The organism is Rothia sp. 88186D007BW (genome assembly GCF_053544215.1).
Map to the genome: position 1 here is coordinate 87,628 of NZ_JBPPTR010000010.1, position 25,274 is coordinate 112,901.

21 protein-coding genes and 1 pseudogene are annotated in these 25,274 nt (G+C 60.1%); 5 read left to right on the forward strand and 17 right to left on the reverse strand.

From position 1 onward, the window contains the following. The first annotated feature begins 71 nt into the window (after positions 1-71). Genes ACEE09_RS07200 through ACEE09_RS07210 form a run of 3 tightly spaced genes read left to right on the forward strand, consistent with a single transcriptional unit; the run spans position 72 to position 4,884 of the window. The gene (locus tag ACEE09_RS07200) at positions 72-1,103 is read left to right on the forward strand and encodes a 3-oxoacyl-ACP synthase III (protein WP_449083379.1); all 1,032 of its coding nucleotides are present in this window, start codon (positions 72-74) and stop codon (positions 1,101-1,103) included. An 8-nt stretch (positions 1,104-1,111) separates the two neighbouring features. Next, positions 1,112-3,826: an alpha/beta fold hydrolase gene (locus ACEE09_RS07205; protein ID WP_449083381.1), complete on the forward strand. Its 2,715-nt coding sequence runs from the start codon at positions 1,112-1,114 to the stop codon at positions 3,824-3,826. Beyond that, positions 3,820-4,884: an NAD-dependent epimerase/dehydratase family protein gene (locus tag ACEE09_RS07210; protein ID WP_449083383.1), complete on the forward strand. Its 1,065-nt coding sequence runs from the start codon at positions 3,820-3,822 to the stop codon at positions 4,882-4,884. Before ACEE09_RS07205 ends, ACEE09_RS07210 begins: the two co-directional genes overlap by 7 nt. A 52-nt stretch (positions 4,885-4,936) precedes the next feature. On the opposite strand, the gene mutM is transcribed toward ACEE09_RS07210, so the two are convergent. From mutM to ACEE09_RS07265, 11 genes are all read right to left on the reverse strand, one after another. Further along, the gene (mutM, locus tag ACEE09_RS07215) at positions 4,937-5,890 is read right to left on the reverse strand and encodes a bifunctional DNA-formamidopyrimidine glycosylase/DNA-(apurinic or apyrimidinic site) lyase (protein ID WP_449083385.1); all 954 of its coding nucleotides are present in this window, start codon (positions 5,888-5,890) and stop codon (positions 4,937-4,939) included. Between the two features lie 54 nt (positions 5,891-5,944). Further along, a complete protein-coding gene (gene rnc, locus ACEE09_RS07220) occupies positions 5,945-6,637 on the reverse strand; it encodes a ribonuclease III (protein ID WP_449083387.1) in 693 nt (230 codons plus the stop codon). Between the two features lie 9 nt (positions 6,638-6,646). Continuing rightward, a complete protein-coding gene (gene rpmF / locus ACEE09_RS07225; protein ID WP_135011069.1) occupies positions 6,647-6,850 on the reverse strand; it encodes a 50S ribosomal protein L32 in 204 nt (67 codons plus the stop codon). Between the two features lie 33 nt (positions 6,851-6,883). Then, positions 6,884-7,366, reverse strand: a complete 483-nt coding sequence (locus ACEE09_RS07230) for a YceD family protein (RefSeq protein WP_449083417.1) — start codon at positions 7,364-7,366, stop codon at positions 6,884-6,886. A gap of 204 nt (positions 7,367-7,570) precedes the next feature. Further along, positions 7,571-8,044, reverse strand: a complete 474-nt coding sequence (gene coaD, locus ACEE09_RS07235) for a pantetheine-phosphate adenylyltransferase (RefSeq protein ID WP_449083389.1) — start codon at positions 8,042-8,044, stop codon at positions 7,571-7,573. 173 nt (positions 8,045-8,217) lie between these two features. Then, positions 8,218-8,838: an LURP-one-related/scramblase family protein gene (locus ACEE09_RS07240; protein WP_449083391.1), complete on the reverse strand. Its 621-nt coding sequence runs from the start codon at positions 8,836-8,838 to the stop codon at positions 8,218-8,220. Continuing rightward, complete coding sequence (gene rsmD / locus ACEE09_RS07245) at positions 8,835-9,407, reverse strand: 16S rRNA (guanine(966)-N(2))-methyltransferase RsmD (protein ID WP_449083393.1); 573 nt, start codon at positions 9,405-9,407, stop codon at positions 8,835-8,837. The genes ACEE09_RS07240 and rsmD overlap by 4 nt, the downstream gene beginning before the upstream one ends. 243 nt (positions 9,408-9,650) lie before the next feature. Beyond that, positions 9,651-12,266, reverse strand: a complete 2,616-nt coding sequence (locus tag ACEE09_RS07250; RefSeq protein WP_449083395.1) for an ATP-dependent DNA helicase RecG — start codon at positions 12,264-12,266, stop codon at positions 9,651-9,653. Continuing rightward, a complete protein-coding gene (locus ACEE09_RS07255; protein WP_449083397.1) occupies positions 12,266-13,303 on the reverse strand; it encodes a DAK2 domain-containing protein in 1,038 nt (345 codons plus the stop codon). Before ACEE09_RS07255 ends, ACEE09_RS07250 begins: the two co-directional genes overlap by 1 nt. Then, positions 13,284-14,327, reverse strand: a complete 1,044-nt coding sequence (gene thiL / locus ACEE09_RS07260; protein WP_449083399.1) for a thiamine-phosphate kinase — start codon at positions 14,325-14,327, stop codon at positions 13,284-13,286. Before thiL ends, ACEE09_RS07255 begins: the two co-directional genes overlap by 20 nt. Positions 14,328-14,336: 9 nt before the next feature. Continuing rightward, positions 14,337-15,332 (reverse strand): hypothetical protein, encoded by a 996-nt coding sequence (locus tag ACEE09_RS07265; RefSeq protein ID WP_449083400.1) that lies wholly within the window; start codon positions 15,330-15,332, stop codon positions 14,337-14,339. Positions 15,333-15,510: 178 nt separating this feature from the next. Between ACEE09_RS07265 and ACEE09_RS07270 the strand changes: the two genes are divergently transcribed. Further along, positions 15,511-16,038: a DUF3515 family protein gene (locus ACEE09_RS07270; protein WP_449083401.1), complete on the forward strand. Its 528-nt coding sequence runs from the start codon at positions 15,511-15,513 to the stop codon at positions 16,036-16,038. Here ACEE09_RS07270 and ACEE09_RS07275 read toward each other — a convergent pair. Genes ACEE09_RS07275 through murA form a run of 4 tightly spaced genes read right to left on the reverse strand, consistent with a single transcriptional unit; the run spans position 16,035 to position 20,423 of the window. Next, entirely contained in the window at positions 16,035-17,162 is a 1,128-nt protein-coding gene (locus tag ACEE09_RS07275) for a D-alanine--D-alanine ligase family protein (RefSeq protein WP_449083403.1), read from the reverse strand. The two genes, ACEE09_RS07270 and ACEE09_RS07275, sit on opposite strands and share 4 nt — an antisense overlap. Positions 17,163-17,211: 49 nt before the next feature. Beyond that, complete coding sequence (locus ACEE09_RS07280; RefSeq protein WP_449083405.1) at positions 17,212-18,300, reverse strand: NAD(P)H-dependent glycerol-3-phosphate dehydrogenase; 1,089 nt, start codon at positions 18,298-18,300, stop codon at positions 17,212-17,214. Positions 18,301-18,325: 25 nt separating this feature from the next. Next, on the reverse strand, positions 18,326-19,099 hold the full coding sequence (locus tag ACEE09_RS07285; protein WP_449083407.1) for a lysophospholipid acyltransferase family protein: 774 nt from the start codon (positions 19,097-19,099) through the stop codon (positions 18,326-18,328). A 1-nt stretch (position 19,100) separates the two neighbouring features. Further along, positions 19,101-20,423 carry a UDP-N-acetylglucosamine 1-carboxyvinyltransferase gene (gene murA, locus ACEE09_RS07290; protein WP_449083409.1) on the reverse strand — a complete coding sequence of 441 codons (1,323 nt, stop codon included), beginning with the start codon at positions 20,421-20,423 and terminating at the stop codon, positions 19,101-19,103. A gap of 383 nt (positions 20,424-20,806) precedes the next feature. Between murA and ACEE09_RS07295 the strand changes: the two genes are divergently transcribed. Then, positions 20,807-21,523, forward strand: a complete 717-nt coding sequence (locus ACEE09_RS07295; protein ID WP_449083411.1) for an IclR family transcriptional regulator — start codon at positions 20,807-20,809, stop codon at positions 21,521-21,523. Positions 21,524-22,558: 1,035 nt separating this feature from the next. On the opposite strand, the pseudogene ACEE09_RS07300 reads toward ACEE09_RS07295, so the two are convergent. Both ACEE09_RS07300 and ACEE09_RS07305 read right to left on the reverse strand, forming a co-directional pair. After that, positions 22,559-23,221, reverse strand: a pseudogene (locus ACEE09_RS07300) (dynamin family protein); the annotation flags it as partial. A gap of 15 nt (positions 23,222-23,236) precedes the next feature. Then, the gene (locus ACEE09_RS07305) at positions 23,237-25,111 is read right to left on the reverse strand and encodes a dynamin family protein (protein WP_449083413.1); all 1,875 of its coding nucleotides are present in this window, start codon (positions 25,109-25,111) and stop codon (positions 23,237-23,239) included. Positions 25,112-25,274 lie beyond the last annotated feature (163 nt).

Sequence of the window (25,274 nt, forward strand, 5' to 3'; positions counted from 1 at the left end):
TATTATTGAAAAGTGCCCTTTTCTTCATCGAAGGGTTTGCCCAAGTCCGAAACTAAGGCTAGAAGAGTAGATTGACCGCTAATTCAGATATTCGCCACAAGAACGCCTCCCTACTATCGGTAACCAGAGTGCTACCACCGGAGGTCGTCACCAGCTCCTACTTTGATGAGCAACTAGCGGCTACCTACCAGCGGCTCAGCATGCCCAAGGGCCTCCTAGAACGACTGGCCGGCATTAGAGAACGCCGCGCATGGGGCCCCACTATGCACTTTGAAGACGGCGCCGTACAAGCAGCCGAAGAAGCCATCGCCCAGGCCGGTATCAGCAAGGAACAGATCGGGCTCATCATTAACACCTCTGTTACCCGCGATAACTTTGAACCGGCTGTAGCAGTAGGCATCCACGACCGTTTGGGCCTTCCCCGCCACGCCCTCAACTTTGACATCACCAACGCCTGCCTTGGCTTCGTTAACGGTGTGACGGTGGCCGCCAGCATGATCGATGCCGGTGCCATCGACTACGCCCTGATTGTCGATAGCGAAGACCCCTCCCCCTGGCACGCCACCGCCCTACGCCAGCTGGGCCGCCCCGATTCCACACGCGATGACGTCCTCACCCAATTCGCCACCCTCACCCTGGGCTCAGGGGCTGCCGCTGCCATCATCGGCCGCTCTGATGTGCACCCCGAGGGGCACATCATTGTCGGTTCAGTCTCCCGCGCAGGCACAGAACACCGCAAGCTCTGCATCGGCGGTGACGCCGATCAGGGCATGAGCACGGACGCCGAAGGGCTGCTCAAGCACGGCCTGCAACTAGTAGCTGAGGCCTGGGAAGAAGCCCACCAGCAGGGCTGGGACTGGAAGGAGATGGACTCCTACGTCACCCACCAAATTTCTAACGCCCACACCAACGCCATCATTGAGGCTGTAGGTATTGACCGTCAGCGCATCCCCCTCACCTTCCCGGTCTGGGGTAACGTGGCAGCGGCCGCCTTGCCCATGACCTTGGCTGAAGAAAGCCCCCGTTTCACCCCCGGCGACCGGATTCTCTGCATGGGTGTGGGCTCTGGCCTGAACACTGCCCTGATGGAAATCACCTGGTAGGAGCCGCCATGACTATTTCTCAGCTGACCGCAGACCCCTCTCTCTGGCCCGGTGTTGACCCTGCCTGGTCCCACCAGATGCAGGTGCCAGCCTCCGCCCCGGTAGAAGAACCCGGCACCAGCCGCCGCTGGCACTACCTCGATAACGGCCCCGCTCTCCAAGCAGCCGGACGCACCCCGGTAGGTACGGTACTAGCCGTGCACGGTAACCCCACCTGGTCTTACCTCTGGCGGTCAGTCATCGCTGCCGCAACCAAGGCCCAGCAGCCCTGGCGGGTTATCGCCGTCGATCAGCTCGATATGGGCTATTCAGAACGCACTGGCAAGACCCGTTCCCTCGCTGACCGTATTGCTGACCTGGGTGACTTCACCGCAGCTTTAGGGCTTGATGATACTGACCTACCCCTAGTGACCCTAGCTCACGACTGGGGCGGGCTGATTTCTCTGGGCTGGGCTCTACGACACCGCGAGATTGTCTCAGGGCTCATGCTGACCAACACCGCTGTTTTTCATGATGCCGGGCAGAAACTTCCTGTTGCCCTACAGGCTGCCCTGAACCCGGCTTTGCATGGGTGGGCTACTGAAAAATCAACCGCCTTCATAGACGTAACCCTGGGCCTAGCCCAGGGCAGCGGTCTTGATGCCGCAGTCAAAAAGGCCTATAAACTGCCCTACAGAACCGCTGAACACCGGGCAGGTGTGCGTAATTTCGTTGCCGATATTCCCGCCACCGAAGCGGCCTCTAGTTACCGCCCCATGGTCTCTGTGGCTGAAGGTATCACCGATTTAGAGGTCCCTGCCCTCATGCTCTGGGGCACTAAAGACCCGGTTTTCCAGCGCCGCTACTTAGCTGACCTAGCTACCCGCCTACCGCAGGCTGACATTCACCGTTTTGAGAACGCCAGCCACCTGGTGGCCGAAGATGAAGACATCGCCAGCCCTATTCTAGAGTGGCTAACCGAGCACTTCGTCACCGGTAGCACCCAGCGGGAACGCCACCAAGAAGCACGCGCCACACAGGTGCAAGAAGACTACCGCCCCATAGGCGCCGAACTAGCAGACCGGGCATCAGACACCACCCTAGCTGTGGTCGATATGAGCAAGAAGGGGGACGGCACCCAGGTCGCTGCCCAACTTTCCTGGGCCGAACTGGCCGCTGAAGTGGACCGGGTAGCTTCTGGGTTGCACAAGCTCGGAATCAAACCCGGTGACAGGGTTAACCTGCTAGTCCCTCCCGGTATCAAGCTCACCACCCTCATCTATGCCTGCCTCAAAATTGGGGCTGTGATTGTTGTAGCCGACACCGGCCTGGGTGCTGCGGGGCTGACGCGCGCACTCAAGGGGGCCCGCCCCTCCTGGCTCATTGGTGTTCCAGCAGCGCTCACCCTCGCTCAAGCCCTGGGCTGGCCGGGCAAGCGCATTGTGGCCGGTTCCCTGCCCTCGCTTGCTGCCCGTGCCCTGGGTGTAGTAGGTGCGGTCGATGATTTTGTGGCCCCTGAAATTTTTGCGGTAGCTGACCCTGACCCCGACATCGACGCCGCTATTCTCTACACCTCTGGCTCCACCGGCCCGGCCAAGGGCGTGGTTTACACCCACCGCCAGCTAGCAGCCATGCGAGATACTATCGCAAGAACCTACCAGCTAGCTGCAGGCAGTGGCCTGGTGGCAGGCTTTGCCCCCTTCGCATTACTGGGCCCGGCCCTGGGCGCTACTTCGGTGACTCCAGCTATGGACGTCACCAAACCTAAGACCCTGACCGCTGCCGCTTTGGCCTCTGCTGCCCAGGCCATCGGGGCAAGCACCATCTTTGCCTCCCCTGCCGCGCTCATGAACGTGCTCGATACGGCAGCTGATCTGACCGACCAGCAGCGCACTGCCCTGGGGCAGGTCACTACCTTGCTCTCAGCCGGTGCACCTATCACCTCTCCCCTGCTGGCGCGTTTGCAGAACCTGCTACCGGCAGCCTCCTTGCACACCCCTTACGGTATGACCGAGTCCTTGCCCGCCACCGATGTTTCTTACGCTGACATCAAGCAGGCTGAGAAGGACGCTACCGCAGGCCTGCCCGGTGCTGGTGGCGGCGTCTGTGTGGGCACCCCGGTGGACGGGGCCACCCTCCAGCTTGCGCCTCTGCTGCCCGATGGTACCTCTTCACACGAGGTCACCACCGAGCCCGGTATCACCGGTGAGATCCTGATTTCTGCCCCGCATATCAAGGACCGCTATGACGGGTTGTGGGTCACCGAACAAACCTCTACGTCCAACCCTGGCTGGCACCGCACCGGCGATGTGGGCCACTTCGATGCTAGCGGACGCCTCTGGGTCGAAGGGCGCCTAGCCCATGTCTTAGTCACCGCCCAGGGTGTGCTAACCCCCGTGGCCTTAGAACAGGCCGCCGAACTTGATTCTGAGGTGCGCCGGGCTGCTGCCGTTGCTACTGGCCCCGCCGGAGCGGCGTCCGTACTAGTGGTGGCTGAAGTTGGCCCCCGTTTCCGGGGGAAGAAGACCCGCAACGGTCTAGCCCCAGCAGATTTGGCTCAGCGGGTACGCCAGCGGGTTCTGGATGAAACCGGGGTAGAAGTTTCTGCTGTGCTGGTGGTAGCTGAGCACCCCACCGATGTGCGGCATAACTCTAAGATTGACCGCCCGGTTCTTGCTACCTGGGCCCAGCAGCTCTTGGAGGGGAAGAAGACCCGCCTGGGCAAGGGGGTTATTGCATGGTAGTCTCGCTGCGTTCACTTGCCCCAGATGCCTGCCAGCCTGCCCGGGCTGAGCGGGTGCTGGTCACCGGCGCATCAGGGCTGTTGGGCCGGGAGATTGTCTTTGCCCTGCTGCGGGCTGGCTATGCTGTGCGAGCCTTTCAACGCGGGGACTGCCAGATAAGCCAGATGCTCCCGCCCCACCTGGTAGATCGCTTTGACCAGGTGCAAGGTTCCCTCACTGACCCGGCTGCGGTTCGTGAGGCTGTGACCGGTGTGCAGGGGGTCATCCATCTTGCCGCTAAAGTTTCTGTGGTCGGTGACTGGGAAGACTACCGGCAGGTTAACGTCGAGGGCACTCGCACCCTCTTAGAGGCTGCCCGCGCAGCCGGTATCGGCAAGTTCCTGCATGCTTCTTCCCCCTCGGTAGCCCATTCCGGGGCCTCTATTGTGGGTGAGGGTAACCCGCCGGCCAGCCCTGAGCAGGCCCGCGGTAACTATGCCCGCTCTAAGGCTGAGTCGGAGCTGCTGGCGCTGAGTTTTGATGCAGATAATTTTTGGGTTGGGGTGCTCCGCCCCCATATTGTCTGGGGCCCCGGTGACACTCAGCTGGTGGAGCGCGTCTTAGAACGTGCTGCTGCGGGCCGCCTGCCCCTGCTCAATCAGGGTACGGCCATGATTGATACCCTCTATATTGATAACGGGGCGGACGCCTTCGTGCGCGGCTACCAGCGTCTTGAGACGATTCGTGGGGTGCCTTTGGTGGTCACTAATGGTCAGCCCCGCCCGGTCGGTGAGATTATTGCCGGCATGTGTACCGCCTGCGGCGTTCAGCCCCCCACCTATTCGCTCCCGGCCTCCGTGGCTTACGGGCTGGGTGTGGTCATGGAAAAGGCCTGGGCCCGTTTTGCCCCCGGGCAGATCCCTCCGTTGACGTCTTTCTTAGCTGAGCAGCTTTCTACAGCCCACTGGTTCGATCAGCGCACCACCCGGAAACTACTAGATTGGACTCCGGCTGTTGCCCTTGAGGAAGGCTATGAGCGGTTGGGTGACTTCTACGGGGACAGGTTCACTGGCTCTTAGTCTCTGGCGCACCTATAGGCCCTGCACCTATAGGGCCCTTTGGCTATAAGGGCTATACGCCTCGTGGTTTTCTCTGGCAGTGGGGACAACGGTAGGAGCTTCTTCCCGCAAAAGGCTCACGCACTATGAGGGAGGTTCGCCCGCCCGCTAGGCAGCGGGGGCAGGGCTGCCCGGCTTGCCCATAAGCCCTAAGGGACCGGTCAAAATAGCCTGATTGCCCGTTGACGTTTACATAGAGGGCATCAAAACTGGTGCCACCTTGGGCCAGGGCCTCACGCATGACCGTGCGTGCAGCCTCCACCAGTTCCCGGGCCGTTGCAGCCGGGATGCTTTTCGCTGGTTTAGCGTAGTGGAGTCTCGCCCGCCACAGGGCCTCATCGGCGTAGATGTTCCCCACCCCAGAGATAGCGCTCTGGTCTAGGAGGAGCTTCTTAATGCCGGTAGAGGTAGCCAGCATGGTGCGCCGGAACTGCCCAAAATCAAAGTGAGGGTCAAGCGGGTCGCGGGCAATATGAGCTACAGCCTGAGGGATTAGGGCCAAGCCCAGGGCGGACGCTGACGCCGCAGGTAGCGGCTGCCCGTCCGCGCTCTGGGTGGGTAGTAGGGGGCTGGTGAACATGCCGCCAAAGATGCGCTGATCCACAAAACGCAGGGTCAGCGGGGCTGGGTACCCGCTCTCATCGGTGGCACCTGCCAGGTTTATGAGCACTTTGAGGTGTTTTTCTGCCGGCATTCCAGGGTCTTTGAGGAGTACTTGGCCGCTCATGCCCAGGTGAATGACCAGGGCGAACTCTTCATTGTTCTCAAAGAGTAGCCAGAGGTATTTGCCGCGCCGGGCCACGTCAATCACGCGTAGGCCCGTCAGTAGTTGCTCAAAGTTCTCTGGCCCGGCCTGGTGGCGGCGCACGGAGCGTCCGTCCACTACCTGCACGCGCTCAAGCACGGCACCGAGCAGGTGCCGTGCTAGGCCGCGGCGAACCACTTCAACTTCGGGTAACTCCGGCATAGTCCTTGGGCCTTTCCACCGTAGGGGGACGCGCCCCTCTGTGCGTAGCAGGTGCTAGTTAGTTGAGCTATGGACCTTATGGTAGGCCTGTTCGGCAGCCATACGCTCAGCTTCTTTCTTGCTGGTGCCCTTGCCCTGGCCCATCACCTTTCCAGCCAGAAGAACCTTGGCTGTGTAGCGGCGGGCATGGTCAGGGCCAGTACCTTCCACCTCGTAGATAGGTTCGCCCTTGCCCTGGGCGGCAGCATATTCCTGGATTTCAGTTTTCCAGTCGCGGCCAACATCTAGGGTCTTATTGTCATCGAGCATGGGTGAGGTGTGGGTCAGTACGAGCTGGTGGGCTGCTTCAGGCCCGTAGGCCATATAGACGGCACCAAAGACAGCTTCCATGGTGTCAGCCAGGATTGAGTCCTTATCGTCGCCACCGCTTTTCTTCTCCCCCTTACCTAGTCGGATGCAGGGCCCCAGTTTGAGGCTGCGGGCCAGGTTGGCTAAGGTTCGGGTGGAAACAATCACGTGGTGGCGTTTAACCAGTTCGCCTTCAGGCAGGTCGGGAAACTTTTTGTAGAGCTCTGAAGCAACGGCCAGGGACAGTACGGAGTCGCCGAGAAATTCTAGGCGTTCGTTGTGGGGCAGGCCGCCGTTTTCAAAGGAGTAGGAGCGGTGAGTCATTGCAAGCTGAAACGTCTCGGTATCGAGGTCGATACCGAGACGTTTCAGAAACTCTTGTGATGCAGAGTTAGTCATAAGGTGTGATTAAGCGTCAGCTACCTTGCGGCCCTTGTACTCGTAGAAGAGTTCGTTGCCAGCTGAGTCAGTCACGAGCTTTGCCTGGTGGGGCAGGGAGTAGGTGACGCGACCGTTTTCTACGGTCTTGACCAGCTGAGGAACGGAAGCCTTCCACTGGGAACGGCGGGCGCGGGTGTTAGCACGGGACATTTTCCGCTTGGGAACAGCCACAGCTATCTCTTTTCTCTTGTTGCTTTATAAGTTTTATTTGTCGTTCGCATCGAGCAACGCTGATAGCGCGTTCCACCGGGGGTCGATGACCTCATGGTGGTGCTCAGGGTCGTCCTCTAGGTGTGCGCCGCATTCGGTGCACAGGCCCTGACAGGAGTCACTGCAAACAGGTTGGAACGGCAGTTGAAGAATCACTGCGTCCCGCAGCGCCGGTTCGAGATCAATTTCATCGTTCTCTACGGCGTACTGCTCATCTACTTCATCTTCGGGGCCACCTTCAGGGGCCTTCTCGAAAACAAAAAGCTCTTGAACATCGGCTGTAACATCAAAGTCAACCGGGTCGAGGCAGAGGCTGCATTCACCGGAAACGGTGACAGTTGCAGTACCAGATACCAAGATACCATCTGAAACGGATTCTAGGCGAACATTGAGGTCAATGTCGCTACCTTCTTCCGCTTCAATCAGAGCATTGCCAAATTCGCTTGGCGCAGGCAGAACTTCATCAAGGGTCTCCATTGCGCCCGGGCGATGAGCTAGATCTCGAACCGAGATCAAAAGGGGCGATGAATCTTTTCGTGAAATGACGAACTCCCTATCGAATGTTTTAAACCAAGTACCCATTTTAGGGTCTTAAGGCCCAGCGAATCAAGCACTATTATTTTTCAACCCTGTCTAGCTGACCACAAGCGCCCCAGCCCGCCCCATGGAGCAGACCCACCCTTACTCGGGGTAAAGGGCCCGCTGCACCGCCCGCGGCACAAAATCACGGACGTCCCCACCAAAACTAGCGACCTCTTTCACAATGGTAGAAGAGATGTGATTGTACTTAGGGTCCCCCGCAATAAAACTGGTCTCCACCCCGGCAATATGGCGGTTCATAGAAGCCATCGGCGCCTCATACTCATAATCGGCAGTATTCCGCAAACCCTTAACGATAAGAACCGAACCCTCTTCACGCACAAAATGAGCCAGCAACTCCCCCTCCGGGAGCACCTTGGCGCAGACCCCATCAAAGAGCGAAAAAGTTTCTTCCACCATAGCCACACGCTCTTCTAGGCTAAAGCGATAGGTCTTCTTAGAGTTATGAGAAACCGCGACAATCACACTGCCATAAATTTTGGCAGCACGAGTAATAATTTCAACGTGACCGTTATGGATAGGGTCAAAAGAACCGGGGCAGACAACCAATTGCATGACTCTAGGTTACAGTAGGTGCTTAGGCCTAAGATACTGCATGACACCCAGGTGATGAGGTCCTTCTCTTCACACTCTACTCCCCCCTGCCGCCACCCGGTTGCGCGCCTTCTCCCACTAAAACCTTAGGCTGTGCCCCAGCGGCCCGGTGAACTTGTAGGGTTCAGTGCCCCCTAGTTGCGGGCGTCCTTTGCCCGAATCAGGTCAAGAGCAACCAGACCACCCACAATAGCCAGACGCACCGGCTCAGGGGCACCGGGATCAAAGGTTACTCCGTAACGGCTCTTACCGCGCAGCCCAGCCATCAGGCCACCCCACTGGCGGGCAACATGAGCCGCAACGTGGCCATTGACCGTGATGTTGAAATCGTACTCGAAGAGACTACCCTCTAATTGCAGGGTGAGGCCGGGCAGCTCAATGGCCAGGCGTTTACGCATGAAGGAGAACTGCTTTTGTACGTGAGCGAAAAGAGAGCCGTCAGGGTTGTGCAGTTCGTAGCGGTCTAGGCCAAGATCAAAAGGGTCAATAATTTTAAGCAGAAGGTTTCCGTTGCCGTCCACCAGGTCAAAGGTGCGATTACCCTTCAACAGCCTGCCCGCCGTTGAACCAGTGGTGAGCACCCGGCCCAGCACCTGCCCACCCTGGCTTTGAAGCTCAAAGTCGTTGCTCATAAAGCTACGGGTCTGCTGCACCACCAGGGTGTTTTCGGTTAGCAGAGGTAAGGGCGACTGCTGGCTGATTTCAGGGGTTGGCTGGGGCTGATAACCAGATTCGTTGATATTCTCACTCATCATTCCGCCCTAACACCGACAGGCTCCACGTAGTAGAGCACAGTTTCCCCGTACTTTTTCTCAGCAAACTTTTCCAGCCCCTGCGGCCAGGCAGGCTCATCGGTACGAGAGGCCCGTTCCACAACCACCACAGCCCCCTCCGTCAGGCGAGGGGCCAGCAAGGTCAGCAGCTCTTCAAGCTCACTGTTAGTCACCGCGTAGGGTGGGTCAATAAAGACCAGATCCCAGGCGGACGCCCCCGCGCCCAGGTAGGTGCGGGCCGTCATCTTATGCACCCGGGCAGTGCCGCTGGTGCTCTTACCCACAGCAGCAATATTCTTCTCGATGACGGCAGCCGCCTTGGGGTAGTGATCCACAAAATCTACGTGGGCTGCCCCGCGTGAAAGAGTCTCACACCCTAAGGCACCTGAGCCACCAAAAAGGTCAAGGGCACGCACGCCCTCTAGCATGTTGTAGGTGTCTAAGCGGGAGAAGAGGGTTTCTTTCACCCGGTCTGTGGTGGGGCGGGTGTTATCACCAGGCACGTTGGCTAGGCGCAGGCCACCTGCGGCTCCTGCAATAATGCGACTCATAGGGCTGCGCTCCGCTCCTAGGGGTAAGGGTATGAACTGTTTTAAGGGTACCGGTAGGGTCAAGAGGAAGAAAGGTAGGGCTGGGTGCAGGCTGACCAGTGACGAGTGCTCAAGGTAGTCAAAGGGGCACCTTTATTTACCGCATTTATTCTGTTTTATCCGCAACTAGTTGCGGATAAAACAGAATAAATGCGGGGGTTTCGACCGGCCGCTGTCCTGACTAGCCGCGCCCCAGCGTCCTGATCAGCCCCGCCCCAGGAAGGCTTCGCGGTCAGCGTCCAGGGCCCGGTCTATCGTGCGAGCCAAATCGGGGTGCTTAGCCAGGGTGGGGTCAGCCTCAATGATGCTAAAAGCATCGTGCCTGGCTCGTTCGATGAGCTTGGCATCAGTTAGGGCCCGCAGAAGTTTCAGCGTGGACTTCTTTCCCGACTGGGCAGCCCCTAGAATATCGCCTTCACGGCGCTGCTCTAGATCAAACCGTGATAGTTCAAAACCGTCGGTGGTGGCCGCTACCGCAGCTAGCCGTTGCCGGCTGACGCCGTCCGCCGCTTGCTGGGTGACCAACAGGCAGGTGCCCGGTAAGGAGCCTCGGCCAATGCGTCCGCGCAACTGGTGCAGACCAGAGATACCGAAACGGTCGGCATCCATGATAATCATGAGGGTCGCGTTGGGCACGTTCACGCCCACCTCAATCACGGTGGTAGAAACGAGCAGGTCAATATGCCCGGCAGAAAACTCGGTCATAACCCGGTTCTTCTCTGCGGTGTCCATACGCCCGTGTAGTCCTGCAATGCGCACCCCGGCCAGGGCTGGTAGTCCCTCTAACTCTTCGAGGGTGTTCTCTACTGAGGCTAGTGAGCCGCGGGCGCTCTGCCCCGCTGCCACCTGGGACCCCAAGCCGGGCACTTTCCCCTGCCCAGCAGCTGAGCCGGTAGCTGCCCCCAGGCCGAAGAGGGTTTGACCGGCCTCAGCGTCCGTGGGGGTGTCTGACCCACCAATTTTAGGTACGACCACATAGACCTGGTGCCCTGCATCAATTTCTTCGCGGGCCCTAGCCCAGATACGCTCAGCCCAGCGGGGGTGCTCTGCCAGGGGCACCACATGGGTAGTAATTTTTTGGCGGCCAGCCGGTAGCTGGTCAAGCACTGAGGTGTCCAAGTCACCAAAGACGGTCATGGCCACGGTACGGGGTATGGGGGTAGCGGTCATGACCAGCCGGTGAGGTAACTCCCCGCCGGGCCCACGCAGGGCATCGCGCTGTTCAACGCCAAAGCGATGCTGTTCATCGACAACAACTAGCCCCAAATCGGCGAAAGTAACAGAATCCCCCAGCAAGGCGTGGGTGCCAATAACAATATCTGCTTCACCCGATGCGATAGCCAGCAGAGCCTCCCGCTTAGCCTTGGTTTTGAGGGAAGCAGTAAGTAACACAACGCGGACGCCCGCACCCGGCTCTGCCTGCGGGGCCAGCATCTGCCCAAGAATCTCGCACACTGACCGGTAGTGTTGTTCCGCCAGCACCTCAGTGGGCGCCAGCATCGCCGACTGGGCGCCATTATCGGCCACCTGCAGCATAGCGCGTAGAGCCACCACGGTTTTACCCGAACCCACATCCCCCTGCAACAGACGGTTCATGGGGGAAGAACTGGCTAAATCGGAGCGAATTTCAGCACCAACAGCCTCCTGCCCTTCAGTGAGCTGATAGGGCAGGGCCGCAAGCAGGGCATCAGCAAACCCACCGCTCATATAGGGGCGGGCTAGGGTCTGGTGGGCAGCGCGGGCAGCACGGATACGCGCTAAGGCAGCCTGCAGCACGAAGGCCTCCCGGTAGCGCAAAGAATGGTGGGCTGCCCGCCAGGTTTCTTCAGTATCGGGGGTGTGTACGGCCCGGTAGGTCCACTCCAAAGAAGGGATTTTGCGGCTCTTGCGCACGGTAAAAGGTACGGGGTCTTCAAGCTCTTTGAGGTTGATGCGCTCAATGAGGGTCTCAATGGCGGTGGCCACCTTATCGGTGGGGAATTTGGGGTTGGCCTTATAGACCGGGATAGGTGCGGACGCCCGCGCAGCAGCCCGCTCAATAGCTTCAGCACTAGCACCAGTGGCGGCGGTTAGTTCCTTCCCCGCAATGACAGCGTAGTGGGGGTTAGTTAGGGTGAGCTCACCCCGGTAGGAGCCGACCTTGCCGGAGAACATGACCTGATCGCCTTCGTGAATCTCACGCGCTGCTGTCCAGGCGTTGAAGAAGCTAAGAGTCATGGTGCCCTGGGCAGTCAGGGAGTAAGGCTCAGGGGCGTAACCACCAAAGATATCCCCCATCTGATAATGAGGCGCACCCGGTGCGGCGCCCGGCATCTGAGACTCTGTGTACCCCCCTGCGCTACCGTGCAGGCGGGGGTTGGTGTAGCCCCGCGTGTAGGAGGCTGGTGGGGCAGCTCCCCGGTAGGCGTTAGGGTTGGTGGGCTGGCCGGTGGGAGCTAGAGGGTCTGGCTGGCTTACCTGGTTTGGCTGATTTAGCTGATCTAGCTGGTCGGTGATAGTAATTTCTGTAATGGACCCGCGCCGCGATGCCATCTGCCGGGTGCTCATACGCACCACCTGAGCAACGATAGTGGCCTCAGTGCCCTCCACCAGGGATGAGAAGGGGGTGAGTTCGCCACGGGGCAAATACTTGCGGGGGTAGTGGTCTAGGGCCTGCCCTACCGTTTCGATACCCAGATGGGTTTTGAAGGACTTAGCCAGGCTGGCCCCCAGGTAGTCGGCCAGGGGGGCGTTATCTAGGCGGTCTTCTGCGGCGTAGCGGGCTAGGGCATCCTTAGCTTCCTCGCTGAGCTTGGGGGTCTTGCGTGCGCGGGCTGCCATTAGCGCTCATCGCCCCGGTCATTGCTGGCATCTTCTGCGGCGGTGAGGGAACTGGTACGCACGTTGATGGGTTCTCCAGCTGCGCGCAGGAGGGTTAGGGCGTCCTCGGCATGGGGTACGTGCACATGGATAGCCCACAGGGCTTGGTTGCCAGCCTCAACCTGGGCGATAGAGACAGAATCCCCCACTGTTTCCAGGGCACTACGGAGTTTAGTGACTTCAAGCACGGGCAGGTGAATCTGGCACATGACTTCAACCTGGGGGCCCGCAGCAGAGCGCCGGTGCGGGGCACGAACTTGTAGGGGTGCTGCTTCTATCTGGAGCAGGTCACGGTAGGTAGCAGGTGGTGCAGCCCCCAGCAGTTCGGTAGCCAGAGCCACCAGTACCAGGTGTAGACCCAGGGCACCGGAATCTACCCAACCGTTCCGGGCATGGGCGGCCTGGGCGGTGCCGCGCAGGGCAGCTTCTGAGGTGGCAAGCAGGTCGGTGAGGTAGGTCTGCCAGGGGCTAGGCTCACTGGTGGCAGGTAGCGGGCAGGTCGCCAGGGCCTGCATGAGGGTGAGCATGGTGCCTTCTGCTGGCTGGCTTAGAGCGGCGGACGCCTGTCGGGCACCTTCTGCCCAGGCAGCAGCGAGCGCAGCGGGGGTAAGTTCCTGCGGGTTCTCCCCCTCTAGGTGGGCTTGGCCTACTTGCTCAGTCTGGCCCGGTTGCTCAGTCTGGCCTACTTGCCCGGCCTGGCCCAGTTGCCCGGCCTGGCCTAGTTTTTGGGCAAGGCCCAGCAACCAGACAGCTAGTAGAGTGCCAGAGTTTCCTCTTGCCTCCCGCAGGGCCGCACGGGCGGCAAGAGCTAGGGTGGGTTCGTCCGCCATTCCAGCGGTGTCAGCTGCCCGCCCCAGGGTGGCGACCATGTTCGCCCCGGTGTCGGCATCAGCTACGGGAAAGACGTTGATGCGGTTGAGAAGGGAACGGTGTTCCATGAGCTGGGTGCGCGCGCGCAGTAGCCAGTTCAGCCACCAGTCAGCGGGAACCTGCCTCAAAGTGATCCCATCCTTTCGCGGTGTAGGTGCGGCCATCAAGGGTGATACCGTCACCTGTCTGTACCGTACCAATTCTAGTAAATCCCGGCGGTATCTGCTCTGGGGGGCAGGTGCCTAGCAGGCCGTGGTCTTCCCCGCCGGTCAGCACCCAGCGCAGGGATTGGGCCTCTGCGCGCTCTGGTTGGCCGCCAGTTAGCAGAGCAGCGGCCGGGTGCACTTTCTGCGCCCAGGGGGCCAGGGCTGCTGAGTTAAGGTCAAGGGCTACCCCTGAGGCGGCAGCAATTCGTCCGCTGTCGCGCACCAGGCCGTCAGAGACGTCCATGAGGGAGGTCAGGTAGGGTGCCGCACTGGCTCCCAGGGCTAGGGGTGAGCGGGGGCGCTGCTGGGCCAGGACGCAGGTACTTAGCTCCTGAGTGGCAGTAAAGGGCTGTGAGTCTAGTAGGGCCAGGCCGGCTGCGGCTGTGCCCAGGGCACCGGCAAAGACGATGGCCTCCCCTGGCTGGGCGCCGCTTCGAGTGATGGGCCGGTCAGTCAGGCCCACGGCGGTCACTGTCACCGAGATTTCGCTGCCTGAGCCCATGTCTCCCCCGGCGATGGTGCAGGTGCTAGCCCCCTGGGCTGTGCAGGATTCGGTGATTCCGCGGGCAAAGTCCTGCACCCAGCTTGTAGGGGTATCAGGGGTGAGGGTCAGCGAAACCAGTAGGGTGATGGGGGTGGCGCCCATGGCTGCGATGTCGGCGAGGTTTTGGGTGGCGGCTTTCCAGCCCACCTCGTACCCGCCGGTGCTGTACCCTGAGGGCCAGTGCTGGCGGAAGTCCTGGTTTTCTGTTTGGGTGTCGGTGCTCATGACGGTCAGCCCACCTCGCAAGTCTAGGGCTGCTGAGTCGTCCCCTGGCCCCAGCACGAGGGCACCAGATACATCTTTTTTGGCGCGGACGTCTGCCGCCTGCTGGTTGTGGGCAGCAAGAATGGGTAAAAAGAGGGCAAGAAGTTGCCCTTCGCTCATCTGGGCTACCGTCGTCATCGGGGGCTCCTAGTTCTTGGGCGCACGGTTACGCCACACAAAGTTAAAGACCACCAGCATGAGGCCCGCTGTGGCAATGCCGGTAAAAATGAGCAGGGGGCGGGCGCCGTTCACAATGGTGCCTCCGCGTTGGAAGATACTGCCCCCGGTACCGGCCCCCATGTGGTGCCCCTGGGCTTGTGCCCCGGCCACGCCCACGGCTTGATTGGGGTCCGCGGATGATGAGCTACCTGCGGGGGCAGCCGAAATGTTCAAGAACCCTTCCATCCATTCAGGTGCCCCCTCATAGGCTAGGTTTTGCTGGCTACTAGAGAAAATACCCAGGACTGTTGCCTCCGCTGGTAGGGTCTCTGCCAGGTTATTCTCGGTTTCTCTAAGGTTCGGGGCTTGGGCGCCGGTAACACCGTTAGCTATGATGTCTGGCCCGCGTGGCGCTGGGGCAGGTGCCAGCTCTGGGGTGTTGCCTGTTAGTCCTCTTGCCTCAGGCCCCTGGGGCCACGAGCCTTCTGCTGGTGGGGCAGGTGGGTAGGCCGCTGCTGGGTTCGAGGGGGTAGCTAGAGGTGCTGACTGGATAGCAGCTGGGGTAGCTGAGGAAGGGGCAGACGAATCACCAGGGGCATCTGTGGTGGGGTTGGCTGTGGGAGGTTGATCTGGCAGGGAGGTTGTTGTACCTGCATCCGGCAGGCTGGCAACCCCACCTGTCACAATGAGGTTAGCTGTCTGATTAGGTGAAGGAGACACCACCGCCTCTGCCGATTCACTGGGCGCCGGGGTTGGGGCAGGATCCGCCGAGGGAAGAGGGCCGGGGCTGGTGTTGGGGGCTACCGTCCCCTGTGCACCAGGGCTTTGAGAGGGCAGAACCGGCGCAGTCGGTGAAGAATCAGTGGCCGACTCAGCGGCAAAAGCGCTCTGAGGGCCAGTAAGAACCTGCCCCACCAGCAAAGAGAAAGGGGTCAGAGTAAGGGCAAGAGCCGAACCCACCGCACAGCAAGCCTTCTTCTTCACAGCCCCTCCTTCCACCACTCATATAGGGTCATTCCCCTGGCGGGCAACGCTACCCCCTACCCTACCGAATCTCTTCCCCACCTGCTAGCGTCTCTTCTTCCTCTCAGCAAGCAGACCGCCCCATCGGCACACCGGTGCAAGGAAAAACCCGGTCAAAGGAAAGATATACAATAGCCAGGTGAGAATACCGCGCAAACCCTTCGTCCTCTTCCTAACCGTCTTAGGTCTAACCGCCTGCGGGGCTGGGGCTGTCCAGCTAGAACCCGCCCCTGATGCCGCTAACCCCACCTGTGCCTATGCCCTGGTCGCGATGCCCAAAACCGTCAGTGGCCTAGCCCAACGCGAGACCACCGCCCAGGCCACTACAGCCTGGGGTGAGCCCAGCGCCATTATCCTCAAATGCGGAGTTCAGCAGAGCACCGCCCCCGTCTCAGACCCCTGCGTCTCAGTCAACGGCATTGACTGGATTATTAAACCCACCGATGATGAGCTAGCTGCGGCCACCGAGCACACAGCCACCGGCACCTGGGTTGCCGAAACCTTCGGACGAGACCCCGCCCTGCAGGTCACTTTCGACGCGGATCACGTCTCATCATCTACCGTCCTTGCAGAACTATCATCGGCAGTAGCCCAGATACCCCAGCAGAAGCAGTGTACCAACGTCGATGACACCATCACCGACCCCCATAAAGGCAAGGGCTACTAGCGCAGGCCCAAGGGGCGTTCCAAGGCCAAAGAAATCAGCTCATCGATGAGCTGCTCGTAGGCCAGGCCAGTGTTCTCCCACATGGTCTTGTACATAGAAATCGGGGTGAAACCAGGCATAGTATTCACCTCGTTAATGACCAGGCGGCCGTCCTCCGTATAGAAGAAGTCAGCCCGGCACAGGCCCTCACCATCAACTGCCAAGAAAGCCTCCACAGCAAGCTGGCGCATACGCTCAGACACCTCAGCCGGAAGATCAGCAGGGCAGCGAGTCTCAGCAGAGGTCTTAGAAACGTACTTAGCCTCAAAATCGTAGAAATCATGCTGCTCATCTAACACCACGATCTCACCGGGGTAGGAGGCACGCGGCAGCTGAGCATGGGGCGCATCAAGCACCGCACACTCAATCTCACGGCCCACGATACCGGCCTCAATCACCAGCTTAGGGTCATGAGCCTGCGCCTCAGCAATAGCAGCATCAAGCTGGTCAGCAGAATCAACCTTAGTAATACCGAAGGAAGACCCCGCACGAGCAGGCTTAACAAAGAGCGGGTAGCCCAGCTTCTCAATACGCTGGCGGGCACCGGCCTGGTCAAGTGCCCACTGGCGGCGGGTCACAACCTCGTAGGGGCCGACCTCTAGGCCAGCAGCCTCAAAGGCCACCTTCATAAAGTGCTTATCCATGCCGATAGCAGATGAGGCTACACCGCAGCCCACATACTTCAAATCTGCCATTTCTAGCAGGCCCTGCACGGTGCCGTCCTCACCAAAGGGGCCATGTAGTAGGGGGAAGACAACATCGATAGCCGGGCCGATCTCAACAGTGGTGGAATCGGCAGTATCAATCAGGCGCAGGCGGTTATCTCCACCGCCTAGAGGCAAGAAAACCTGCTGACCTTGGGCAGGGAACTCTGCCAGGGCGGTAGCCTCGGTGAGGATGCTCAGGCTTGCTTCATCGGTCAGGTACCAGCGGCCATCCTTGGTGATGCCGATGGTAACCACATCGTACTTCTCATGGTCGATGGCCCCGAGAACACCGCAGGCGGTAATCAGTGAGATGGAGTGCTCCGATGAGCGCCCACCGCACAGCAGAGCAAGGGTAGGTTTAGTGCTGGTTTCGGTCATAACGTCCTTTAGGTATCGTGCGGGGCTGAGGCGGCCCCAACTGCCCTAGCTAGGTGCCCGGGGTGCTTTCCTCAGATTTGAGGGAGCGGCCCAGCAGGGCCGGGGCTAATTCTTCAACTGATATTTTACGGTCGAGCACAGCAGTAACCGCCTCAGTGATGGGCATTTCTACCCCCACTTTTCGCGCGAGTTCTGCCACAACAGGGGCTGACTTGATGGACTCAGCGGTCTGGGTCATCACGGTATGCAACTGGTCAGGGGCGACCCCCTCAGCCAGCAGACGGCCAGCGGTGTGATTGCGTGAAAGCGGTGAAGAGCAGGTGGCAATCAGGTCACCCATACCTGCTAGGCCGCTCATGGTCTCGCTCTTACCGCCTAAGGCGAGGGCTAGCCGGGTGGTTTCTGCCAGCCCTCGGGTCATCACTGAGGCCTTGGAGTTATCGCCGTAGCGTTTGCCTTCGCACATGCCCACGCACAGGGCGATGACGTTCTTGACCAGCCCACCAATTTCTACGCCCACGATATCGGTGTTGGTGTAGGGGCGGAAGTAGTCGGCGGCGCAGATAGCGGCAACCTGCTGGGCGATGTCTTGGCTGTGAGCGGCAACCACGCTGGTGGTGGGTTGCTCGGCAATAATTTCTTTAGCCAGGTTGGGGCCAGAGAGCACAGTTACCCGTTCTGGCACAGCCTCAACCGTTTCAGACCCGGCACCGTTAGCGATCAGATGTGCCTGTAACACCTGGATTATGACCTGGCTCATGCGCAGACCCGTGCCCATTTCAAGGCCCTTGGCTAGAGAAACTAGCAGGGCGTCTTCTTCAATCAGGGGCGCAAAAACTTCTAGCTGGGAGCGTAGCGCCTGGGCAGGAATGGCTAGCACCACGATGCTTGCCCCGGTGAGGGCCTGGGCTGCGTCAGAGGTCATGACCATGCTCTCAGGTAGCTTCACACCCGGGAAGTAGCCCTCGTTGGTACGGCTTTCTTGCATGGCGGCCATGGTCTGAGGGTTACGCCCCCACAGCACCACCTGCCGGTCTGCCCCGGCGCTGGTGGCGGCGTCCGCAACAACCTTGGCAAAAGCGGTACCCCAGCTGCCTGCCCCAAGGACAGCGATTTTCTGGTGCTTGACATCGGTCATGGGTGCGTGCCTTCCCCTTGTGCGGTTATTGGTCAGGTGACTGGCGGACGTTCAAGACAGCGTTCCAGCGCCCGTTGGGGGCTTTCTCACCGCGCAGGCCCTCAAGGAGGGTGGTCACGCCGTCAAGCATACGGTTAGTTATGGCTGTCAATTCTTGCTGGCTGTAGCGGGTATCAGTCTCACGGCGCTGGGCCAGGTCGCTAAAATCAACGGGGTCACCCACCACAATCGTGACCTTCTTACGCGGCAGACTAAAGCGGGGCTTGCCGCGGCGGGGCCAAAAATCCTGGTCGCCCCAGTGGGCAATAGGATAGACCGGGGCGCCGGTAGCCAGAGCCAGGCGGGCAGCGCCAGTTTTACCAGACATGGGCCACATGTCGGGGTCCTTGGTCAGGGTGCCTTCGGGGAAGATAATGACCGCTCCCCCACCCTGAAGCACGTTCTGGGCTACTTCAAGGGACTGGCCTGCCTGGGCTGAGCCGCGGGCTACCGGTATGTGGGCACACTGGCGCATCAGCCACCCCAGGACCGGCGCCCTAAAGAGAGCTTCTTTGGCCAAAAAGCGGGGCAAGATACCTTCGATGAAGAGGGGGTAGGCTACGGTCACAGGGTCAATCACGGTGAGGTGGTTTGAGACTACGATAAAACCGCCAGTCTTAGGTAGCTTCTCTCGCCCCTGAATCTGCACCTTCAGGGGCAGGTTGAAGAGGGGGCGTAAGAGCGTACCGGCTACGGTGTAGACTGCATCCCCCAGTGTGGTGGGTTTGATGTCCCTCAAAGAATCGCTCTTTGTGCTCATCTTAGGCAGTGACCTCGAAGTTAGCGCCCAGGGCGGTGAGCTTATCAACAAAGTGCTCATAGCCGCGGGAAATGACAGAAACACCGGTGACGTTTGAGGTGCCTTCAGCGGTGAGCGCCGCAATCACGTGTGAGAAGCCACCGCGCAAATCGGGCACGTTAATGTCGGCACCGTGCAGCGGGGTCTTGCCGGTGATGATGGCAGAGTGCTTGAAGTTCTGGTGGCCAAAACGGCAGGGGGTGGGGCCCAGGCAGTCCTTGTGCAACTGGACGGTAGCACCCATGCGTACCAGGGCATCGGTGAAGCCGAAGCGGTTTTCGTAGACAGTCTCGTGAACTACAGAGACGCCCTTAGCCTGGGTCATAGCGACAACTAGGGGCTGCTGCCAGTCGGTCATGAAGCCCGGGTGCACGTTAGTTTCAACGAAGAGGGGATTCAGATCGCCGCCCTGGTGGAAGAAGCGGATACCCTCATCGGTGATGTCCATGCCGCCACCTAGTTTGCGGTAGACGTTGATGAAGGTGGACAGGTCCTTCTGGTTTGCGTTGCGTACAAAGATGTCGCCACCGGTTGCTAAAGCCGCAGAAGCCCAGGAGGCTGATTCGTTGCGGTCGGGCATGGCCACGTGGTTATAACCGGTGAGTTCGTCAACACCTTCAATGATGATTTGGCGGTCAGTTTCGACGGTGATGATGGCGCCCATTTTCTGCAGAACCGCGATGAGGTCCATAATCTCAGGTTCAATGGCAGCGCCGGTCAGTTCAGTCTTACCCTTGGCGCGGGAGGCAGCCAGAAGAACCTGCTCGGTTGCGCCAACGGAGGGGTATACCAGGTTAATCTGGGCACCCTGGAGCCCACCTTCGGGGGCCTTCATGGAGATACCGGTAGGTAGCTTCTCAATTCTGGCACCGAATTTTTCAAGGACGCGCAGGTGCCAGTTGATGGGGCGGTCACCGATCTTGCAGCCACCTAGGTCAGGGATGAAGGCCTCACCAATAGTATGCAGCAGGGGGCCGCAGAGCAGAATGGGGATACGTGAGTCACCTGCGTGCACCTCAATGTCGGTGTGGTTGGCGACAGAGACCTTGGAGGGGTCCATGCGCAGTTCGCCAGCTTGCATGTTGTACTCCACTGAGACACCGTGCAGTTCTACCAGGTCGGTGACGACCTGAACGTCCTTGATTTCAGGAACATTGCGGAGCACCGAAGGAGTGGAGCCCAGCAGGGCTGCAACCATGGCCTTAGGAACCAGGTTCTTAGCACCGCGGACGTTTACCTCGCCCTTCAGAGGGGTGCCACCTTCAATACGCAGTGCGCTGACCATGTATGTCCAATCGTCAAAAAAACTAGTCGGGTGTTACAACACGTTACTTCCGCGTCAATTCTCGCTTACCAACTTTACCCCACTTGGGGGTGCTGGTTGGTGTGGCGGCGGTGTTCTTAGCCATACCACAGGCATTGCTTATCTAGACCTCTTAATCTGAATAGCCAAAGGACGCCGGCACCCGGGGCACAGCATCCTTCTTCAGTGTGATGAGCTCAGGATAGCCTTTCCAATAAATGAACTCGCATATCACAATATGAGAGTCATGATAGATTATACGGACACAATCTTTTAGTCCTAGATTCGCACACCCACAAGGCACTGAACGAATCATTCACCTAGGCCCCCAGCGCGGCCCTTAACCACAGGCGAAAGTTACCACCATGCAAGAAAACCGCAGCTCCGGCGTCGGGGTCCTCGACAAAGCCTCCTACATTCTTGACTGTCTCGAAGCAGGCCCCGCCACCTTGTCCCAGCTTGTCGAAGCCACCGGACTCGCCCGACCTACAGCCCACCGGCTGGCTGTTGCCCTCACCCACCACCGCCTGGTGGCCCGCGACGTCCAAGGCCGCTTCATGCTCGGCCCCCGCCTGGGCGAGCTCTCCAGCGCAGCCGGTGAAGACCGTCTCATTGCTGCAGCCGGGCCGGTACTCAACAACCTCCGTAACGTCACCGGCGAATCCTCCCAGATCTTCCGCCGCCAGGGTGACTGGCGAGTCTGCGTAGCCTCTGCAGAACGCCCCATCGGTTTACGCGACACTATCCCTGTAGGAACCCAGCTCTCTATGAAAGCAGGCTCCGCCGCCCAGATTCTTACCGCCTGGGAAGACCACTCCCGCCTGGTTGAAGGCCTACAGAACGCTCGGTTCTCAGCTACCATGTTGGCAGCTGTGCGCCGCCGTGGCTGGGCGCAATCTGTGGGCGAGCGCGAGCGCGGCACTGCTTCTGTTTCTGCTCCTGTGCGCTCACCTTCAGGGAAGGTGATTGCGGCGGTGTCTATCTCTGGGCCTATTGAACGTCTGACCCGTCAGCCTGGGCGTTTGCATGCTGAGGTGGTGTGTGAGGCTGCTGCGGCGCTGACGGAGGCCCTGCGTAGCTAGAGCCTGCCGGTAGTTGTGCAGGCGGGCTAGTTCTTCTTGCACGGGGGCGGTGACGCAACGGGCCGCTACATCTGCCAGGTTGGTTTCTAACTGGCGGCGAATGTTTTTGGCGTAGATTCGGTGCCCTACTGCTGCTGCCCCTCGGCCGAGGGCTGCGGTGAGTATTCCCAGCAAAATGCCGGTGGCAACGAGCAGGGTTGGTAGGGGTAGGGGGAAGCCGTCGATGGTGGGCGGGTCAGGTAGCACAATCTGGAAGTACCCGGCTAGTGCTAGGCCGGTGAGCCAGAGCAGGCCTACCAGGGCGGTGGCCAGGCCTGCCCATTGTAGGGCGTTGAGCAGGTGCCACCACCAGCGTTTTTTCTGGGCGCTGTAGTGGACGGTGGCGGCGGCACGCTCAATTTCTGCTGGGAGGTGGCTCTCAAAGGTGCGGGCTGCTGCTCTGATGGAGTGACTCCAGGGTTCTTCTACTCCCTGGGAGACGCTGGTGGCGTAGGTGCGCAGTGAGGTGGAGAGGGCCGCTTTTTGGGGTGCGCCGAGTGGGGGTAGGGAGGATTTAGAGATGGGTGCCCCGTCGTGTTCTTTGTGGAGGCCTAGGCGTTTGAGGGGGTCGCGTTTCAGTTTTAGGAGCCAGCGGGTTGCGATCCAGCCGGTGGATGAGGCTGCGTGTAGTTTATAGGAGTCTGCTGCGGCCTTGACCAGGGATTCTGCCCCGGAGGCGGTGTAGAAGTCGTCTTCTAGTCGGGTGGTTGCGGCGGCGGTGATACCGGCTGGCTCTGGCCCGCCGTCTTGGGCTGCTAGGTCTGAGCGGACGCCTGCCAGGTCAGCATCCAGGCGGGATAGGGCTGCGCTCTTGGCGACGGCGACTTGCCCAAGGATTTCGCGTAGGCGGGGTATCTGGTAGCCGGTGCGGGCTGAGACGCCGAGGGGGTCAGCTAGCAGGGTGGAGCTGAGCCCGTCCTTTGCTAGGAGGAGTTTGAGGGAGTCTAGGACTGCGGGTACTTCCTGCTCATCGAGCCTGTCGACTTGGTTGAGTACCGCTAGGGTGACTGCCCCGTGGGCTGCTAGTGGCTGGATGAAGTCTTGGTGGATGACGGCGTCCGCGTATTTTTGGGGGTCCATGACCCAGACCAGCACGTCGACGCATTGGGCCATTTTTTCGACGATTTCTCGGTTGGAGGCTTCTACGGAGTCAAAGTCGGGTAGGTCAAGAAGAATTAGGCCGCCGCTGGCTTGTTCGGTTTTCCCGGCTCCTACAGTGCGGCGGATTTTGTTCCACATGCCCACGGTTACTGGCACGTCGGCGCGATTGAGGGCTTCTGTGGCTTGAGTGGGGTCTTCGTCCATGTAGGTGCGTTTGCTGACCTCTAGCCAGTCGAGGAGGGCTTCTGCTCCTTCTGTGCCCCAGATGGCTGCTTGGGCGGTGGAGGTGGTGGGGCGGCGGGTAGCGCTCTTGGCTATTTCTTTGCCGACGACCGCGTTGAAGAGGGTTGATTTGCCTGACCCGGTGGCCCCGAAGAAGCCGATGACGGTGTGCTCGGCGGAGAGTTCTCGGCGGCTTGCGGCTCGTTCTAAGGTGGTGCGGGCTTTGTGGAGGGTTTCGGGATCTACTCGCCCCTCCCCTAGTTCTAGGGCCTGATTGAGGGCGTCGAGGCGGCTTGCTAGGGCGGTGGTGGCGAAAGTTGTGTCTGTGGTGGTCACGGTTTCTGCTCTCGCTTACTGGCTCTCGGTGGCGGTGTTTTTAGGGGCGGTGTTTGTGGTGGCGGTGCTTGTGGTGGCGGTTTCAGTGCTGGCAGGTTTGACTCTTGCCCCCGCCGGTGCGGACGCCAGCTGCTCCCCTGCCTGCGCCAATGCTTGGGCTGCCTCTGCCAATGCCTGGGCTGCCCGGGTCAGGTCAGCAGCTGAGGGGACGTGGGGGTCGGTGACGCCGCTGGCGGCGTCCAGGCGCTTGCTGAAGCGCTCCTGCTGATTGAGTAGTAGCTCGCGCATGCGCTCTTCTAGGCGGGTGCGGGCCTCGGTGGCCATGCGGCGTACCGCGTCCTCACCAAAAATTGCTTCTAGGAGTTTCTGCCCTACCACCCCGGAGCCGCCTGCTATACCGACTTCTAGGCCGGTGAGCCCGCCGGTCATGGAGAAAACTGCGATCATCAAAATGACGGCGGTGACGTTTACACCCAGTGACATGAAACGGGCCCGTTGGCGTTTACCGGCACCTTCTGCGGCGATGATGTCCATGACGTCTTGCTGCCAGGCGCGGATTGCTTCAGCAACCTCTTCAGAGAAACCTTCACTCAGTGCGGCTAAATCGTCCCCGGCTAGCAGGGCGCGGCCTGCCCGGTCTTCAAGCCAGCGGCGCTGGGCGGTTTCAGCAGCAGTGGCAGCTTCTTCCATAATGACCGAGTGCAGGCCTACTTCAAGGGCTTCTTCTACTTCGACGGCCTGGGTGGGTGGGGTGCCTTTGAAGAAGCCGGCGATACGGTCGCGCACCTTGCCGATAGTGGTTTCTACCTGGCGGAAGAATTCGCCGGTGCCCACAAAGTCCTGCCAGCGGGTCAGTACTTCTCCGCGGAGCATCTGCCCGTCTTGGGTGGCCTCATTCAGGTTGCTCAGGGCGCGTTCGAAGGCGGTAGTGACGTCTGCTCGGAGGCGGGCCTGGGTTTCTTGCTGTTCGCTGGCAGCCTGGGCAAGGCTTGTCGCTTGTTGTGCCACTGCACGCACGGCACCTTCTAGGGTGCGGCGGGCAATATCAGAGCGGGCATCAGTATTGGCCCCTAGACCGCGCAACCAGAGGACGACGGGGGTTAAGGCAGCTAGGGGCAGCAGGCCGTTCTCGTCACGTTCTTGTTCTGTGACTGAGTGGATGAGGGCCGGGGTGATGCCTGCTTCAGTGAGCATGCGGGTTAGGTCGGTTTCGATTTCGTCTTCTGCGCCCTCTGGTACACGGTTGAGGAGCACCGCGATGGTGATGTCGCGGGCTGCGGCTTGGCGCAGGATTTCCCAGGGGACAGCATCAGCGTAGCGGTTGGCGGTGGTGACGAAGAGCCAGAGGTCAGCGGCGCGCAAGAGCTGCTGGGCTAGGCGGCGGTTCTCATCTGATACTGAGTCGAAGTCGGGGGCATCAATCAGGGCGATACCGGCAGGTAGGGAGTCCACCGGCACGGTCACTAGCTCGTCTTGGCCGCTGTGGGGGTTGGCCCCGGGCAGGGCTTGACCTGCGGTTGCTGGCACCCGCACCAGGTGGGGCAAGATACGTTCTGGGGTGAAGGCTTCGGCGTCTTCTGGCCGGTGCAGTAGGACAGGCTGGCGGGTGGTTGGGCGGATGGCACCGGAGCGGGTGACGGGCTGCCCAATAAGAGTGTTAACCAGAGTGGATTTACCGGCGCCTGTGGAGCCACCAACTACTACGGTGAGTGGGGCATCCAGGGTGGCCAGCTTGGGCAGAATGTAGTCATCGAGCTGGGTGACGGCGGTTCGCGCTTCTTTGCGCGCTGCCTCGGCTGAACCTGTGACCAGGGGGAAGGACGCCGCAGCTAGAGTTGCGCGGGCTTCTTGGACGGTTGCCAGGGTGGGAGTGATTGATTCGTTGTGCACGTACCCTATTCTTGCATGCTTGGCAGGTTCGCGGAATGAAGCTGGGGGTAAAGAAAAAGCTCCACTTCCTTGGGTGGAAGTGGAGCTTTTAGCCTGTGACCCCAACCGGATTTGAACCGGTGTTGCCGCCGTGAGAGGGCGGAGTACTAGGCCGCTATACGAT

Bases quoted from the DNA above. Each gene is read 5' to 3' on its own strand.
- mutM (WP_449083385.1), bottom strand. From the start codon at position 5,890: ATGCCGGAGTTACCCGAAGTTGAAGTGGTTCGCCGCGGCCTAGCACGG.
- ACEE09_RS07280 (WP_449083405.1), bottom strand. From the start codon at position 18,300: ATGACCGATGTCAAGCACCAGAAAATCGCTGTCCTTGGGGCAGGCAGC.
- rsmD (WP_449083393.1), bottom strand. From the start codon at position 9,407: ATGAGTCGCATTATTGCAGGAGCCGCAGGTGGCCTGCGCCTAGCCAAC.
- coaD (WP_449083389.1), bottom strand. From the start codon at position 8,044: ATGCAATTGGTTGTCTGCCCCGGTTCTTTTGACCCTATCCATAACGGT.
- ACEE09_RS07275 (WP_449083403.1), bottom strand. From the start codon at position 17,162: ATGACCGAAACCAGCACTAAACCTACCCTTGCTCTGCTGTGCGGTGGG.
- ACEE09_RS07230 (WP_449083417.1), bottom strand. From the start codon at position 7,366: ATGGAGACCCTTGATGAAGTTCTGCCTGCGCCAAGCGAATTTGGCAAT.
- ACEE09_RS07285 (WP_449083407.1), bottom strand. From the start codon at position 19,099: ATGAGCACAAAGAGCGATTCTTTGAGGGACATCAAACCCACCACACTG.
- rnc (WP_449083387.1), bottom strand. From the start codon at position 6,637: ATGACTAACTCTGCATCACAAGAGTTTCTGAAACGTCTCGGTATCGAC.
- murA (WP_449083409.1), bottom strand. From the start codon at position 20,423: ATGGTCAGCGCACTGCGTATTGAAGGTGGCACCCCTCTGAAGGGCGAG.
- ACEE09_RS07295 (WP_449083411.1), top strand. From the start codon at position 20,807: ATGCAAGAAAACCGCAGCTCCGGCGTCGGGGTCCTCGACAAAGCCTCC.
- ACEE09_RS07205 (WP_449083381.1), top strand. From the start codon at position 1,112: ATGACTATTTCTCAGCTGACCGCAGACCCCTCTCTCTGGCCCGGTGTT.
- ACEE09_RS07240 (WP_449083391.1), bottom strand. From the start codon at position 8,838: ATGATGAGTGAGAATATCAACGAATCTGGTTATCAGCCCCAGCCAACC.
- ACEE09_RS07210 (WP_449083383.1), top strand. From the start codon at position 3,820: ATGGTAGTCTCGCTGCGTTCACTTGCCCCAGATGCCTGCCAGCCTGCC.
- ACEE09_RS07250 (WP_449083395.1), bottom strand. From the start codon at position 12,266: ATGGCAGCCCGCGCACGCAAGACCCCCAAGCTCAGCGAGGAAGCTAAG.
- thiL (WP_449083399.1), bottom strand. From the start codon at position 14,327: ATGACGACGGTAGCCCAGATGAGCGAAGGGCAACTTCTTGCCCTCTTT.